This is a genomic window from Sulfitobacter sp. SK012, assembly GCF_003352085.1.
Taxonomy (GTDB): domain Bacteria; phylum Pseudomonadota; class Alphaproteobacteria; order Rhodobacterales; family Rhodobacteraceae; genus Sulfitobacter.
Genome location: NZ_CP025804.1, coordinates 127,972 through 143,426, shown reverse-complemented (window position 1 = coordinate 143,426; position 15,455 = coordinate 127,972). Strand labels below are relative to the sequence as shown.

The window sequence follows — 15,455 nt, the reverse complement described above, 5'->3', positions numbered from 1 at the left end:
CGCAGGCGGCTCACTATTGATTGTAATGCCCTGTTTGATGCCATCTCCACGCGTCGGTGATCATTTGCCGCAATGTAGAACGCTCAGGCTTCCACCCAAGCTCAGCGATCGCGCGGGATGAGCCGGAAACGAGCTTGGTGCAATCTCCGGGCCGCCGGTCACCGGGGACGACAGGCACAGGCCGGTTGGTGACATCGCGACTGTGATCAATCACTTCACGAACGGAAAAACCGCTGCCAGTACCAAGGTTGAAAACCCTATTCTCCTTGCCGTCTTGGAGCCACTTGAGCCCCAGAACGTGGGCATCGACTAGATCGCAGACATGTACATAGTCGCGGATACAGGTGCCGTCGGGTGTGTCATAATCTGTACCAAATATCGTGAGCGCATCACGCTTGCCATCGATTGCATCAAGCATGAGTGGGACAAGATGTGTTTCTGGTTGGTGGAACTCGCCCACCTCGCCATCTGGGTCAGCCCCAGCCACGTTAAAATAGCGGAAAATCACGTGATGCAGACCATAAGCCTCACCAAAATCGCGCAAGATATCTTCGATTGCGCGCTTGGAGGCGCCATATGCGTTGATTGGGTGCTGGGCGCTGTTTTCATCCAGCACCACATTATCTTGATCACCGTATGTTGCGCAGGTCGATGAAAAGACAAAATTCATGCAGTTTGCCGCAACAGCCGCCTCAATCAAGTTGAGCGACCCCATAACGTTATTTTGCCAGTAAAGCCCAGGCTTCGACATGCTCTCGCCCACTTGACTGAGGGCCGCGAAATGCATGACAGCAATGGGCTTATGTATCGCAAAAACCTCGTCGAGGCGTGCGCGATTCATCAGATCGCCTTGTTCAAACGGGCCAAATTTGACCGCATCCTGCCAACCTGTCACCAGATTATCGAACGTCACAGGAACAAAACCTGCCGCCGCAAGTGCTTTGCAAGCGTGGCTGCCAATGTAGCCCGCGCCGCCCGTTACCAATACTGTACGCATTGCAGCCCCCTGCAGCTTTATTGCGCCGCTTTGTCCACTTGCATGATGTCATGCAGATACGCCCGCAAATCGGCCTCCAGATCGGGACGCCCTAGGCCAAAAGACACGGTCGCCTGCAAAAAGCCCGACTTAGATCCGCAATCAAATCGCTGGCCTTCGAAACGGTAGCCATAGACCTTACGGTTCTGATCAAGCTCTGCTGCAATAGCATCGGTCAACTGAATCTCACCACCTGAACCGCTTTTCAATTTGTTTAGGTTTTGTAGAACAGTTGGTGCCAAAATATAGCGCCCAATCACGGCAAGGTTTGAGGGTGATTTATCGGCATCAGGTTTCTCAACCATACCTTTGACATCAACCATATGGCCCATATCTTCTCGAATATCGAGCATACCGTAGGACGAAGATTTTTCCGGAGCGACTTCCATCGCCGCAACCATATTGCCACCAGTTTCTTCATAGGCCTCGACCATCTGCTGCAGGCACGGCTTGTCAGCGGCGATCACGTCATCAGGCAGCATCACGGCAAACGGTTCATCACCGATTAGGCGTCGCGCGCACCAAACAGCATGCCCCAGACCCAATGCACGGTGTTGGCGGATATATGCAATTGCACCACTTTCCATGTTCGTATTCTGAAGAACCTCAAGCAGCTCAGTTTTGCCCTTCCTGCGCAATTCTTCTTCAAGCGCCGGAGCGTGATCAAAGTAATCTTCCAGCGCGCCCTTGCCACGAGACGTGACAAAGATGAATTCCTTGATCCCGGCTTCTCGCGCCTCATCGATGGCGTATTGAACCAGTGGCCGGTCCACCAAAGTCATAATCTCCTTTGGGACAGATTTCGTTGCAGGAAGAAACCGTGTGCCCATACCAGCGACAGGAAAAATGGCTTTTGTTACTTTGTTACGCATCAGGACCTCAATTTACGTCACCACTAGTTGGTGCATTTGTATATATATTAACCGCTTTTCAGGACGAAAAGCACCATTTTGAGTATGATAAAAGGGCGTTTCGGCGATTTATCACGTTTGTGATTAAAATCAATTGATTAACCCCCTTTGAAGGGCTATTCGAGCGCGTTCTTGCCGCACTCTTCGGCGGAAATGCGTTACCTGAACCAATTTTCCCCCCCGGTCAGATCGCCCAAATTGGCCACCACGCTGCACCCAAACACCCTGATCGTTAAAACTTAAACGATGAAAAGCAGATGTAAGTGACAAAATTATGACCGTTGCGATACCACCCTCAGCCACATGAGCTGCGGCCCGATCCTGCGCTGCCCGCGCCCCAATCAGCCGCGTTTGAATGAGAATGCTGGCTTTGGGCTCATAGGGAAACGCCTTGAACGGTGACGCCGGATGGTTCGGCAATTTCGTAGTAGTGATCGCGCGCAACAATCCGTTGCTGTGGCCCCCGTCAAGGCGGCCCAGCAAACGCGAAATATCACGCGGCTCCAAGCGCCCTGCACACATATGCGATAGCAACCGACGGCGCTCAGCGGTTCGGATGGTTTGCCAATGTAGTTCTCTGTCAGCATCAGGGATGTATTTTCGCGCAAACACTGCCCAGCTTGCACCAATATCAAACAGATCTGACGGAACGCGATCAGCCCGGCGCATACGGTTCGGCGCAAAGCCATGATGCACCTCAGCCAACGGCGAAATAGCGGTCGCGTGACCGGCCCGCGCGAGGCGCATATTCAAGTCGGTTTCTTCAAGATAGTAATGAAACGCGGGATCAAACCCACCAATCGCCACGAGCACGTCGCGCCGAAACGCCATGTTGGTGCCCTCGGTTTTAATCGCGCGTCCTTTGGGGGGGGTCAAAACCGTGGCTTGCGTCGCGTCCACTTCTAGCCCGCCTGGCTGACCCAGGCCATTAAGTCCCTGGGCCCGCCATTGAAAGCTGATACCGTTGCGCCCACGCACAAACCCAGTCATGGCCGCAACATTTGGCTTGACTACAGGAGCTGTCAGATAGCGCAACCATTGCGGTTCAGGAATGGCATCGTCATCGATAAAAGCCACCACATCGCCTGCCGCATGAACGAGGCCAAGATTGCGTGCTTCGGATATGTTGGCTTCGTCAAACGGAACGAGTTTGAGTAGCTCAGCAAAGGGCATCTTCTCGGCTGCCGCGATCCCTGTGGGGTCGGCAACAACGATCACCTCAAATGCGGGGAATTGCAGTTGAGAAACCCCAAGCAGGCAGCGCATCAAGGCCTGCGCGCGGTCGCGGCTGACAATGACAACGCTGACAGTGATGTCGGTCATTCGAGACCCATCTGTCCCATCATGGTTTCGATCTTTGGGACGTCCTGCGGGTTATTTAACTCCCAAAATTGGCGCCCCCGTGCTTCAACCTCAACACAAAGCACTGCCCGACCGTTTTCCATGAACCGAAGCTGTTCTAGCCCTTCAAGCTGCTCTAGCGGGCCGGCCAGCCACGCCGGATAAGCTGCCAGGGCGTCGGGACGGTAGGCATAGACACCAACATGGTGGAAAACTGGCGTGGGATCCGCATCCGCATAGGTTTTCGAGGTGAAAGGAACGACTTCCTTAGAGAAATAAAGGGCGCGCCAATTCCTATCAAAGACGGCTGTGGTACCGCCCACCCGGCCCGCCTTGCGGTCAGCGAGTAGGCTCGTCAGCATTTCGCCCTCGCAGCGCAACACAGGCGTGGCGACTTCGGCTTTTGGCGCGGCCTGCAGCCCTTCGATCAAGCCCTCAACGAACCAAGCGGGCGTCAACGGCGCATCCCCTTGCAGGTTCACGACAATCTCAAATCCACCGCCAAGCTTCGCATGTGCCTCTGCGCAACGCTCGGTTCCGTTTGTGCAGGACTCTGAAGTCATAACGACCTCTGCGCCAAATGCTTCGGCCGCGTCTTTGATCCGCGTGTCGTCCGTTGAAACCACAACGCGGTCTACGCCCTTCACTTCCATAGCCGCGCGCCAACTGCGCTCAATCAATGTTCGGGACACCCCACTAGCGCCAGTCAGCGCAACGAGCGGTTTTCCGGGGTAACGTGTCGAAGCGTAGCGCGCCGGGATGACGATAAGTACTGACATTACGCGCCCTTCAAAACGACACCGGGAGCATAAGCGATAAAGAAGGGATTGGCGAAATCCTCCTTGCCATAGACGAGCGGCTTTTGGTCATCAAAGCGGACAACTTGGCCCCCCGCGCCTGACAAAACCGCATGGCCTGCAGCCGTATCCCATTCCATCGTGCGGCCAAGGCGAGGGTAGATATCTGCTTCGCCAGTAGCGACCAGACAAAACTTCAACGATGATCCCGCACTGGTCATGTCGCGCACAGCGTATTTGCCAATATAGTCGTCCGTTGCTTGATCCCTATGGGATTTACTGGCCACAACCATCAGCGCAGCATTGTCCGACGCCGCAACGTGAATGGACTGCGTTGCGCCGATGTTTTGTTTGTCAAAAGCACCTGTTTCTTCAACTGTTTGTCCATCGGCGAGCGTAAAGAACATACGGTTCTTGGCAGGTGCATACACAACCCCACGGGTTGGCACGCCGTCCTCGACCAGAGCGATGTTGACGGTGAAATCTCCACGGCGGTGAATGAACTCTTTGGTGCCATCAAGCGGGTCCACGATTAGGAACGTCGTTCCAGAAGCACTATGGGTATCCGCCTGTTCTTCAGTGACCAGCATCACATCGGGAAAAGCCGCACGCAGACCGTCAGAAATTATCTTGTCCGCCGCCTCATCTGCCGCTGTGACAGGGCTATCGTCAGACTTGGATTTAACATCAAAATCATCCTGACCATAGATTTCCATGATCTTGTCGCCCGCCTCCAACGAAAGAGTGCGCATCACCTGCACCAACTTTTCATAATCCATCGGTTCGGCCCTTTTCAGTTTCGTTGATTACTTTGTTCGAACCCCTTATGGTCAAGCTGTAACGGATCATCAAGAATTCCGTGCAAAGCTGGAAACTTCCGCAAAGCAGGCCAATCATGTTCCAATCCACGCAGAAGCCCCGCACCAGCTTTGGCATCGCAATGACGATGTGCGAACTGATCTACCATTCTATCGTGAGGTCGGTGCGCAAGACCCACAATAACGCGTTTATGGCGATTGCGATGAACATGTTGCAGGCGGTGATCTTTGTGCTCGCCTTCTATTTCATGTTCTCAATTCTTGGGCTGCGTGGGTCCGCGATACGCGGTGATTTCTTGATTTACATCATGTCGGGTATTTTTCTTTATATGACCCACACAAAGACTTTGGGCGCGGTTGTCGGATCAGAAGGACCGGCAAGTGCAATGATGCAGCATGCGCCGATGAATACGATCATCGCGATCACCTCTACGGCGCTGGGCGCACTCTATATTCAGGTGCTGTCCCTGGCTATGATCTTGTTTGTCTACCACGTTGCCTTCACCCCAATTCACATTGAGCAGCCTATTGCTGCCTTTGGCATGCTGTTGTTGGCGTGGTTTACCGGATTGGCGTTGGGCCTTGTACTTTTAGGGATAAAGCCTTGGTTTCCAACATTTGTTAGCATCTTTTCGACCATCTATCAGCGTGCAAACATGATTGCCTCGGGTAAAATGTTCGTGGCCAACACCCTTCCCGGATTTATGTTGGCAATGTTTGATTGGAACCCTCTGTTTCACAGCATTGATCAAGCCCGTGGGTATGCGTTCATCAACTATAATCCACGCTATAGCGATCCGATGTACCCTCTTTGGGTCGGATTGGTGTTATTGATGGTGGGGCTTATGGGCGAATTCTATACCCGCAGACACGCATCGATCAGTTGGAGCGCGCGGCGCTAAGTCACGACACGCAACGTTAGATTGATCCGACCGCCTTTGGACAGCAGTGGCGACGTATCGGATTTGATCCTATCAATCCCATGATAGCAAAGCCGGGCATCCCCACCCATCAATACGACGTCACCCGAATGCAGCCAGATGCTTTCAGTTTTTCCACCCCGCTCAGAATGACCCATCCGAAATAGCGCGTCATCGCCCAAAGAAATCGACAATACTGGCCATTTAAACGCCGCCTCGTCCTGATCGCGGTGCAGACCCATGCGGGCATCATCAGTGTAAAAATTAATCAAACAGCACTCAGGTTGCTGCACCAACCCCGTTAGGTCGCGCCAAATGTCCAGCACCAGCGGCGGGATCGGCGGCCAAGCCACACCATTAGGATGTGTCGAAGAATACCGGTAGCCTTGCCGATCAGAGAGCCACCCAAACTCACCCGCTGCGCTGATACGAACGCTCATTGTCTTACCAGATGGGGTGATTGGTTGAAAAAGAGGGGCCTGCGCCACAACACTTCGCACCTCCTCTACCAGAGCGCGCTGCCTGGACAGATCCAGATAATTCGGGTGAATTTCAAAACCTCTGATCCGTAACATCGCCCTATTCTCCATTTTAAAGCAGCATTTCGCAAAATTCGTAGCAGATTCCTCGCTTCACAGCGCGTAGGGCGGTTGCAGGGTGCCAATGGCCTCCTTATATACGCTCCGAACCGCTGCAAACGAGCCGTTTGTTGCGTTAACAGATCGGAGTGCAGGTGCCGCAATGGGCCTGAGCTTCGTGTCATCGCCTTGAGTAAAAAGAGGGATCGAAACTATGGCCAAAGTAATCGGCATTGACCTTGGAACTACAAACAGCTGTATCGCCATCATGGACGGCAGCCAGCCCCGCGTAATTGAAAACGCAGAGGGTGCACGCACAACCCCGTCGATCGTCGCCTTTACGGATGATGAGCGCCTCGTGGGCCAGCCGGCAAAGCGCCAAGCTGTCACGAATCCAGAAAACACAGTCTTTGGCGTCAAACGCCTTATTGGTCGTCGCAACGACGATCCTGATCTGGCCAAAGACAAGAAAAACCTGCCCTTCAATGTAATTGATGGCGGCAATGGTGACGCGTGGGTTGAGGCCAAGGGTGAGAAATATTCGCCAAGCCAGATTTCCGCATTCATCTTGGGCAAAATGAAAGAGACGGCTGAGAGCTATCTTGGCGAAGAGGTGACCCAAGCGGTCATCACTGTCCCTGCATATTTCAACGATGCTCAGCGTCAGGCAACAAAAGACGCAGGCAAGATTGCCGGTCTTGAGGTCCTGCGGATCATCAACGAACCAACAGCTGCGGCCCTTGCCTACGGTCTTGATAAAGAAAACACGCAAACCATCGCCGTCTATGACCTTGGCGGCGGTACATTCGACGTAACCATCCTCGAGATCGACGATGGCTTGTTCGAAGTAAAATCCACCAATGGCGACACGTTCTTGGGCGGTGAAGACTTTGACATGCGTATCGTCAACTACCTCGCAGAGCAGTTCAAGAAAGAGCACGGCGTTGATCTGACGAAGGACAAGATGGCCCTGCAGCGTCTGAAAGAGGCCGCTGAAAAAGCCAAGATCGAATTGTCGAGCGCGTCCCAGACAGAAATCAACCAGCCATTTATCTCCATGGGCAAAGACGGCTCACCGCTCCACATGGTGATGAAGCTGACGCGCGCAAAGCTTGAAAGCCTTGTGAGCGATTTGATCAAAGCCTCCATCAAGCCTTGTCAGGCCGCGTTGAAAGACGCCGGTCTGTCAGCTTCTGACATCGATGAAGTCGTCATGGTCGGCGGTATGACTCGTATGCCGCGCGTCGTTGAAGAAGTGACAAAATTCTTCGGCAAAGAGCCGCACAAGGGTGTGAACCCAGACGAAGTCGTTGCACTTGGTGCTGCGATCCAAGCGGGCGTTCTGCAAGGCGACGTCAAAGATGTGGTTCTGCTCGATGTAACCCCGCTGTCGCTGGGCATTGAGACTTTGGGCGGGGTGTTTACCCGTTTAATCGACCGCAACACGACGATCCCAACAAAGAAAAGCCAGATCTTCTCGACCGCCGAGGATAGCCAGAGCGCCGTGACGATCCGAGTGTTCCAAGGTGAACGCGAAATGGCTGCCGATAACAAAATCTTGGGTGCCTTCAACCTCGAGAATATCCCACCGGCACCCCGCGGCATGCCACAGATCGAAGTGACCTTTGATATCGACGCCAACGGTATCGTGGCTGTTGGTGCGCTTGATAAGGGCACAATGAAAGAGCAGAAGATCACCATCCAAGCTTCGGGTGGCCTGTCGGATGCTGACATCGACAAAATGATGAAAGACGCCGAAGAGAACGCGGAATCCGATAAGGAACGGCGCTCGCTGATCGAGGCGAAAAACCAGGCCGAGAGCCTCATCCACTCCACTGAAAAGTCGATGGAAGAGCACGCGGACAAGGTTGACCCAACCACGGTTGAGGCAATCGAATTGGCCATTGCTGCGCTCAAGGACGAGCTGGAAACCGAGAACGTCGAAAAGATCAAATCGGGCCTCCAAAACGTAACAGAAGCGGCAATGAAACTGGGCGAGGCTATCTATAAGTCCGCTCAGGAAGATGGCGACGACATGGCGCAGGCAGCAGATGCCCCACGCGATGGCGACGATGACATCGTGGATGCCGACTTCGAAGACCTCGACAACGACAAGCGCGGGTAACACCGCGTCCGGAACCACTGTGTGGGCCGGTCCGATCAGACGGGCCGGCCCTTCACGTTCCAACAAAGGACGTAAACGATGGCAAAACGTGACTATTATGAAGTCCTAGGCGTCTCCAAAGGAGCCGCTGCGGACGAAATTAAAAAGGGCTATCGCACCAAGGCCAAAGAACTGCACCCTGACCGCAACACCGGAAACCCGGACGCGGAAGGCCAGTTCAAAGAAGCGAATGAAGCCTACGAAGTCCTAAAGGACGCTGACAAAAAAGCGGCTTACGACCGCTACGGCCACGCTGCCTTCGAAGGTGGTATGGGCGGCGGCGGACGACCCGGTGCTGGTTTCGGTGGCGGTCAGGGCGATTTCTCTTCTGCCTTTTCAGACGTATTTGACGACCTTTTCGGCGATTTCATGGGTCAACGTGGGGGGCAAGGCGGTGGACGCCGGGCCGCACGTGGTGCCGATCTGCGCTACAATCTGCGCATCTCCCTAGAGGACGCATTTGGTGGGCTACAAAAGTCGATCAACGTGCCGACCTCCGTCGGATGTACATCGTGTAACGGCTCCGGCGCAGAAGGTGGCGTGGAGCCAACGACCTGCCCAACATGCTCCGGCATGGGCAAAGTTCGCGCACAGCAAGGCTTTTTTACGGTCGAGCGCACTTGCCCGACATGCTCGGGCCTGGGTCAAATCATCAAGAACCCCTGTAACAACTGCCGTGGCGCTGGCCGGGTCGAAAAGGAACGCTCGCTTTCGGTCAATATCCCGGCTGGGGTCGAGACTGGTACGCGCATCCGGCTCGCTGGTGAAGGTGAAGCAGGCATGCGTGGTGGTCCCTCGGGTGACCTCTATATCTTCATCGAAGTCGATGAGCATGACCTCTTTGAGCGTGACGGTTCCAACCTGTTCTGTCGTGTACCCGTGTCGCTGACTGCAGCAGCGCTGGGCGGTAGCATCGAGGTACCAACAATTGATGGTGGTCGCGGCAGAGTGCAGATTCAATCGGGCAGCCAATCTGGCCGTCAAATGCGCCTGCGCGGCAAGGGTATGCCCCCTTTGCGCGGCGGTGGGACCGGCGACATGATCATTGAACTGGCAGTTGAAACGCCTGTGAACCTGACAAGTCGCCAGAAAGAACTGCTGCGGGAATTCGAAGAGCTATCCGAGAACAACAATCCTGAGGGCAGCACGTTTTTTAGCTCTGTCAAAAGCTTCTGGGATTCGATGAAGGGTTGAAGCTAGGTCGTGGGCAACGCCCACGGCCTCCTAAAGCCAAAAGACGGTCCGTTTTTCCAGCAAACCAAGCATTAAATCCTGACGCCAGCTTACATATGTTGGCGATGATACGGGGGCAGCATCATGGCTACCTGCGCAGCTCAATATGCTTTGAAATGGATAGCGTATCAGCGCACCCAAACTTCGACACGCCGGTTTGCCTGACGCCCCCACGCACTGTCATCACAGGCCATCGGCATCGCTTCACCGAAGGCGTCGATGTCTAGAACAACACGGTCCAGATTGGCCGCCACAGCAGCTTCGCTGACCGCACGCCGCACTGCGTCTGCTCGTTTCAGCGCGATTTCGCGATTGGCCTGCGCAGGGCCATCGCCGTCACTAAAGCCCACAAACATCAGCCTTCGGGCATCGTATCGGCCTATCTCCATGGCACGGGCCAACTGCTCCACATTCGACCGCGACTGCGCATCAAGCCGGATTGAACCCACTTCAAACCGAAACGATGTGGTAAGTCGCGCCATTGGCGTCAGCGTGTTGGCCATGCGTTGCAGTTCTTCCAGAGTCGTTTCCAATCCGGCAACAGTGATCGCATTCGCAAAGCGGTTGCCCTGCTCTTCTACCGCAATTTCTTCGGGAGTCTGATCCACAAACCCGGCACGACGTATCACAATCTGCGCCGAAGGGCCGCGTGTAAAGGCAAGGAACTCCCGAGCGATTTGAGGCAACCGCCGTGCAGGATAATAAAGGAACATCGGCGCGGTCAGCGGATAATCTTCAGTCTTGATCGTTCGCCGTGATGCGTCCAGCGAAAAACCACATCGCCCCGTCAGGCTTAGCACAGCAGCTCCCTGCCGCTCTGCATAGGCGGTCAAACCCAGCGCAAGCCCATCATCCACTACCGCTGCTGCAAGCTCTGCCAAGGTGTCATGTCGTGCCATGCTCTCCGTAAGGGTCAGCTTTGCAGGCATCATCACCAGATCATCAATTGCCTGTGCCAATCCTGAACCAGCAGCGGGCATATGCAAATCAATGGGCGCATCTGGTCCACCCAACACCTGCCAATTGGTGATCTTGCCAGCGAAAACATCCGCCAAAGCCTGTGGGGAGATTGCGCGCACTGGGTTCTTGGCTGCAACGATGGGGACTAGGGCATCCAGTGCCAAAACGCGACTTCGGTTCCGAGCCGTCATATCACCCAAACCCGCCTCACGAGCGCGGGCACGTTCGTCTGGACGGATCTCTCGGAGGGCCATAACGATGTCGGCCTCATCCGCCAGCAAATCAGCGAAACCTTCGTCAGAATCGCTCACATTGAAATGAAATTCTGCAGCCAACTTACCGCTGTCTTTGCTCCGGATAAGATACGTGAATTCATCAGGGCCATCGACACGGCGTTCTGTCTGGTGACCTGTATTTTCTGCAAAGGCTTCAACCAATGCAGGCATCAGAATCGACCCCATGGTGGCAGACCCTGACAGTTGAAGTTCGGCGACGAAATCATCGAGATTGGGGCAACCGGGACCACTGCAAAGCACGCCAGAACCGTCGACGGTTAACTCACCATAATCCGTTTCCAGCCGGTAGAATTCACCGTCGAAGCCCAACAGCGTACCGGTTATTTCAACACGGCTATCGCGCGATGTCAGCGTCACATCCTGCGCAAACGCAGAAAATGCGGTTATCCAAAAGGAAAGCGCGGCGCAAACCGCCGCACGTAGCAATATCACCATGAAACCCCGGCAGTTGCGTTAGCGTCCGGCGACTTTCATGTCTTCGAGCAGATTATTCAACACCAGAAAGGTACCCACAGCGTCGCAATCAGGTACGGAAAGGGTCAGGCTCCGAGTATTCGTCTCTCCCGAAGGCATAGTTTGGAGTGTTTGGGCCTCAATCTCTAGGCCACAATTTTCTGTGGTTACTTCTGCTTCAACCGTCAAATCAATGTCGCCGCTCTGTGCGGAATTCCCGATTGGGAAGGTATAGATTTCAGCCATCAATGCTTCTGGTAAGTCATCATTGCCGTAGCGTGTAATGAAACCACCCAAGCCAGTGACGGCCGCGACACTGTCACGGGATGCACCGGACCAGACATGGCCATCGCTGTCGTAGTCAGCGCCAAATTCACGAGCGTGGATTTCAAAGCCATTCTGGCCTCTCCATTGCAAGACGACCCGTTCAAATTCTGTGATCTGATCCACTGTCGTTTGCGCCATGCCGCCATCGCCATTTGGGAATGCGAGAACAAAAACAGCATTTTCTTCCAATGCAGGCACGATCAGATCAATGAGACCAGCATCATCCGTAACTTGGCTGAACATCATACCATTATGATGCACAGTCAGGCGCTCGTTTTGAAAACACGGGGCCTGCATCGTTAGGTTGACCATCGCGGCAGCCACGGCTCGCGCCTGAACCTCAATATCGCAATCTGCGACAGCGGTTTCAGCAAGCGTATCCGCCTCTGGCAAAACTGAAGCTGGAGCCGGAACGGTTTTGACCTTTTCCTCTTTGGCTGGAATTTCAAGAGCGGTGTCAAATTCTGCGGACGTCAGCTCGATATCTAGAACGTTGAGCAGGACCTGATCCGCATCGACGATATCTTCGACCGCCTCAACGGTGCCGCTATCATCTTCTTTGCCGTAGCGTTCTTTTGCAGCCTCTGAGCCTTGCATCACAAAACCGATGCCAATCGCGCACCCTAGAGTGCCAACGGCAGTCAGTAACTCTTTGCGGTACGACATAGACCTTGCCCCTCGTTAAAGATCGAACAAGTTCACTATTTCCGCAAAACCAAGGCTAGTTTATGACAACCACAGGTTATGAATAAGGCAACTTCTGGGCAGCCCTAACCGAGACGCCCATGACAGTGTTTGAATTTCTTACCACTGCCACAGGGGCACACATCATTCCGGCCTGGATTCCCCCAAGTAGTTGGGTCGCCTTCGTCAAAGCCGTCAATAGCGTCTTCAAGTGTCTCTGCTTGGCTTTTCGGGCCTTCAGCGGCTTCCTGAGCAGCCCGTTGCTGCGCCAACATCTGCTCAACCATCTGCTGTTGTTCTTCTTCCGACATCGGCTGAACTTGAGATAGTTTCTGCGTAACGTCAGAGCGCAAACTATCGAGCATGCCTTCGAACAACTGGAACGATTCGTTTTTGTACTCGTTGAGCGGATCGCGCTGTGCGTACCCACGGAAGCCGACAACAGACCGCAAATGCTCAAGGGTCAACAAATGATCGCGCCACTTGGCATCGATGGTTTGCAGCAAGAACTGCTTTTCAATGTTGCGCATGTTGTCGGGACCAAAGAGCTTAGTCTTTTCGGCCATCAACTCATCGGTAGCTTCAATTAAGCGCTCGCGAACCACCTCGTCATCCACACCATCCTCTTCACACCAATCAATAACCGGGACATCAACACCCAGCTGCTCGATCACAGCGGCGTAGAAGCCTTGAGTGTTCCACTGGTCGGCATAGGTCTTGTGCGGCATATATTCATCGATCAGATCGTCGATGACCTGGTGACGCATATCCGTGGAGATTTCACTAAGGTCCGCAGCTTCCATAATGTCACGGCGCTGGCCAAAAATGACCTTACGCTGTTCATTCATCACGTCGTCGAATTTCAGCAGTTGCTTGCGGATGTCAAAGTTGCGACCTTCCACCTTGGCTTGGGCACGTTCCAGTGACTTATTCACCCAAGGGTGCACAATCGCCTCGCCTTCCTTGAGGCCAAGCGTTGTCAGCACCTTTTCCAACCGTTCAGATCCAAAAATCCGCATCAGATCGTCTTCGAGCGACAGATAGAAAGATGACCGGCCCGGATCCCCCTGACGGCCAGAACGACCGCGCAATTGGTTGTCGATCCGCCGGCTTTCGTGACGCTCAGACGCAAGCACATAGAGCCCGCCAGCCGCCAGCACTTTAACTTTTTCGTCGGCGTGTTCCGCCTCAATACGGGCGCGAATAGCTGCGGGATCCGCATCAGGATCGGCATCCAGCGCTTCAAGCACCTTCAACTCAACATTGCCACCCAACTGAATGTCAGTACCACGGCCTGCCATGTTGGTGGCGATCGTCACCGCTTCAAACTTGCCCGCATCAGCAACGATCTGAGCTTCCTGCTCGTGCTGGCGCGCATTGAGAACGTTGTGCGTGATGCCTTCTTTGGTCAACATCTGGCTCAGCATCTCGGATTTTTCGATGGAAGTCGTCCCAACAAGACACGGTTGCCCCTTGGCATGCGCTTCTTTGACCTTTTCGATCATGGCTGCGTATTTTTCGACAGCTGTACGGTAAACAGCGTCATCTTCATCAACCCGCGCAACGACGACATTGGTCGGCACTTCGACAACGCCCAACCCGTAGATCTCGGAGAATTCTTCAGCTTCGGTCAACGCAGTACCCGTCATACCAGCCAGCTTGTTATAAAGCCGGAAGTAGTTCTGGAAGGTAACGGACGCCAGAGTGACGTTTTCTGGTTGGATTTTGACACCTTCTTTGGCCTCAATCGCCTGGTGGAGTCCGTCAGACATACGGCGTCCCGCCATCATCCGGCCGGTGAATTCATCAATCAGAACGACTTCGCCGTCGCGCACAATGTAATCTTTGTCCTTCGTGAACAGCTTGTGTGCCCGCAGACCCTGATTGACGTGGTGCACAACTGAAGTGCTTTCTGGATCATATAGAGTCATGTCCTCTTCCAGCAGGCCACGCGCGCGCAGTTGCTCCTCGAGGAATTCATTACCGTCATCGGTAAAGGTGACGTTTCGTGTTTTCTCATCCAGTTCATAGTGCTCGGGCACCAGCGATGGGATCAACTGATCGACGGTCTGATACATCTCAGAACGGTCTTGCGACTGGCCAGAAATGATCAGCGGCGTGCGCGCTTCGTCGATCAAAATACTGTCGACCTCATCCACAATCGCGAAATTATGCTGCAGTTGAAAAATTTGGCTAAGTTCGGACTTCATGTTGTCGCGCAGGTAATCAAAGCCCAACTCATTGTTGGTGGCATAGGTGATGTCGCAGCCATAAGCGGCACGCTTGTCTTCATCTGCCATGCCGGCATGCACGTAACCCGTTGTCAGACCCAAAGCCGAAAAGACTTTGCCCATCCACTCGGCGTCTCGCTGAACAAGGTATTCGTTCACCGTCACGATATGCACACCCTTATGGGTCAGCGCATTGAGGTAGGCGGCAAAGGTCGCGGTGAGGGTCTTACCCTCGCCCGTTTTTTGCTCGGCCACGTTGCCTTGATGTAGAAAAATTGCGCCCAACAGCTGCGTGTCAAAAGCACGCAGCCCCAGCGTCCGCCGAGCAGCCTCGCGACAGTTTGCAAAGGCCTCTGGCAACAGCGCATCAAGATCTTCACCTTCCAGCGCACGCTTTGCAAACGCCTCAGTCTTCTCTTTGATGCCCTCATCGCTGAGTGCTTTGAACTCTTCTTCCAGCGCGTTGACCTTACCAACCAGCGGGAGTGTCGCCTTGATTTTGCGGTCATTTGGCGTGCCAAAGACCTTTTTGGCGATTGTTCCGAGTCCCAGCATGTATTCTCCAGCCGAAGTTGTATGTGTCTTTAGCGATCTGCTTGCCCAGCACCGATCCAGCCCATAGATAGAATGGGAAGTTAGCTGCTTTTGCCGCGCCCATAGGGCGATGTAAGGGTCGTACCAAACCGTGTCAATGTAGCAGCCCCAG

Annotated in this window: 12 protein-coding genes; 3 read left to right on the top strand and 9 right to left on the bottom strand. The window is 54.1% G+C overall.

Features of this window, described 5'->3' with window-relative positions; genetic code table 11:
• Window positions 1–13: 13 nt before the first annotated feature.
• The 5 genes from galE to cysQ all read right to left on the bottom strand — a co-directional run bounded on the left by galE (window position 14) and on the right by cysQ (window position 4,864).
• The gene (gene galE / locus C1J03_RS00685; RefSeq protein ID WP_114882702.1) at window positions 14–997 is read right to left on the bottom strand and encodes a UDP-glucose 4-epimerase GalE; all 984 of its coding nucleotides are present in this window, start codon (window positions 995–997) and stop codon (window positions 14–16) included.
• Between the two features lie 17 nt (window positions 998–1,014).
• Window positions 1,015–1,908 (bottom strand): UTP--glucose-1-phosphate uridylyltransferase GalU, encoded by an 894-nt coding sequence (galU, locus tag C1J03_RS00680; RefSeq protein WP_114882700.1) that lies wholly within the window; start codon window positions 1,906–1,908, stop codon window positions 1,015–1,017.
• A 129-nt stretch (window positions 1,909–2,037) separates the two neighbouring features.
• Complete coding sequence (locus C1J03_RS00675) at window positions 2,038–3,270, bottom strand: glycosyltransferase family 2 protein (protein WP_114882698.1); 1,233 nt, start codon at window positions 3,268–3,270, stop codon at window positions 2,038–2,040.
• Window positions 3,267–4,067, bottom strand: coding sequence for a 3-deoxy-manno-octulosonate cytidylyltransferase (locus C1J03_RS00670; protein ID WP_114882696.1), 801 nt, complete (start codon window positions 4,065–4,067; stop codon window positions 3,267–3,269). The genes C1J03_RS00675 and C1J03_RS00670 overlap by 4 nt, the downstream gene beginning before the upstream one ends.
• Window positions 4,067–4,864: a 3'(2'),5'-bisphosphate nucleotidase CysQ gene (cysQ, locus tag C1J03_RS00665; protein WP_114882694.1), complete on the bottom strand. Its 798-nt coding sequence runs from the start codon at window positions 4,862–4,864 to the stop codon at window positions 4,067–4,069. Before cysQ ends, C1J03_RS00670 begins: the two co-directional genes overlap by 1 nt.
• 116 nt (window positions 4,865–4,980) lie before the next feature.
• Here cysQ and C1J03_RS00660 point away from each other — a divergent pair, with 116 nt between their 5' ends.
• Window positions 4,981–5,805, top strand: coding sequence for an ABC transporter permease (locus C1J03_RS00660; RefSeq protein ID WP_114882692.1), 825 nt, complete (start codon window positions 4,981–4,983; stop codon window positions 5,803–5,805).
• Here C1J03_RS00660 and C1J03_RS00655 read toward each other — a convergent pair.
• Window positions 5,802–6,398: an alpha-ketoglutarate-dependent dioxygenase AlkB family protein gene (locus C1J03_RS00655; RefSeq protein ID WP_254694146.1), complete on the bottom strand. Its 597-nt coding sequence runs from the start codon at window positions 6,396–6,398 to the stop codon at window positions 5,802–5,804. The two genes, C1J03_RS00660 and C1J03_RS00655, sit on opposite strands and share 4 nt — an antisense overlap.
• Before the next feature lie 217 nt (window positions 6,399–6,615).
• On the opposite strand from C1J03_RS00655, the gene dnaK reads away from it, so the two are divergent.
• The gene (gene dnaK, locus C1J03_RS00650) at window positions 6,616–8,526 is read left to right on the top strand and encodes a molecular chaperone DnaK (RefSeq protein WP_114882688.1); all 1,911 of its coding nucleotides are present in this window, start codon (window positions 6,616–6,618) and stop codon (window positions 8,524–8,526) included.
• 78 nt (window positions 8,527–8,604) lie between these two features.
• Complete coding sequence (gene dnaJ, locus C1J03_RS00645) at window positions 8,605–9,759, top strand: molecular chaperone DnaJ (protein ID WP_114882686.1); 1,155 nt, start codon at window positions 8,605–8,607, stop codon at window positions 9,757–9,759.
• 167 nt (window positions 9,760–9,926) lie between these two features.
• Here dnaJ and C1J03_RS00640 read toward each other — a convergent pair whose 3' ends face one another.
• The 3 genes from C1J03_RS00640 to secA all read right to left on the bottom strand — a co-directional run bounded on the left by C1J03_RS00640 (window position 9,927) and on the right by secA (window position 15,304).
• Window positions 9,927–11,489, bottom strand: a complete 1,563-nt coding sequence (locus C1J03_RS00640) for a phosphate ABC transporter substrate-binding/OmpA family protein (RefSeq protein WP_114882684.1) — start codon at window positions 11,487–11,489, stop codon at window positions 9,927–9,929.
• An 18-nt stretch (window positions 11,490–11,507) separates the two neighbouring features.
• On the bottom strand, window positions 11,508–12,500 hold the full coding sequence (locus C1J03_RS00635; protein WP_114882682.1) for a hypothetical protein: 993 nt from the start codon (window positions 12,498–12,500) through the stop codon (window positions 11,508–11,510).
• 104 nt (window positions 12,501–12,604) lie between these two features.
• Entirely contained in the window at window positions 12,605–15,304 is a 2,700-nt protein-coding gene (secA, locus tag C1J03_RS00630) for a preprotein translocase subunit SecA (protein ID WP_114882680.1), read from the bottom strand.
• Window positions 15,305–15,455 lie beyond the last annotated feature (151 nt).

What these genes read in the sequence shown, in the direction of transcription:
- galE (WP_114882702.1), bottom strand. Translation starts at nt 997, where the DNA reads ATGCGTACAGTATTGGTAACGGGCGGCGCGGGCTACATTGGCAGCCAC.
- galU (WP_114882700.1), bottom strand. Translation starts at nt 1,908, where the DNA reads ATGCGTAACAAAGTAACAAAAGCCATTTTTCCTGTCGCTGGTATGGGC.
- C1J03_RS00675 (WP_114882698.1), bottom strand. Translation starts at nt 3,270, where the DNA reads ATGACCGACATCACTGTCAGCGTTGTCATTGTCAGCCGCGACCGCGCG.
- C1J03_RS00670 (WP_114882696.1), bottom strand. Translation starts at nt 4,067, where the DNA reads ATGTCAGTACTTATCGTCATCCCGGCGCGCTACGCTTCGACACGTTAC.
- cysQ (WP_114882694.1), bottom strand. Translation starts at nt 4,864, where the DNA reads ATGGATTATGAAAAGTTGGTGCAGGTGATGCGCACTCTTTCGTTGGAG.
- C1J03_RS00660 (WP_114882692.1), top strand. Translation starts at nt 4,981, where the DNA reads ATGTTCCAATCCACGCAGAAGCCCCGCACCAGCTTTGGCATCGCAATG.
- C1J03_RS00655 (WP_254694146.1), bottom strand. Translation starts at nt 6,398, where the DNA reads ATGTTACGGATCAGAGGTTTTGAAATTCACCCGAATTATCTGGATCTG.
- dnaK (WP_114882688.1), top strand. Translation starts at nt 6,616, where the DNA reads ATGGCCAAAGTAATCGGCATTGACCTTGGAACTACAAACAGCTGTATC.
- dnaJ (WP_114882686.1), top strand. Translation starts at nt 8,605, where the DNA reads ATGGCAAAACGTGACTATTATGAAGTCCTAGGCGTCTCCAAAGGAGCC.
- C1J03_RS00640 (WP_114882684.1), bottom strand. Translation starts at nt 11,489, where the DNA reads ATGGTGATATTGCTACGTGCGGCGGTTTGCGCCGCGCTTTCCTTTTGG.
- C1J03_RS00635 (WP_114882682.1), bottom strand. Translation starts at nt 12,500, where the DNA reads ATGTCGTACCGCAAAGAGTTACTGACTGCCGTTGGCACTCTAGGGTGC.
- secA (WP_114882680.1), bottom strand. Translation starts at nt 15,304, where the DNA reads ATGCTGGGACTCGGAACAATCGCCAAAAAGGTCTTTGGCACGCCAAAT.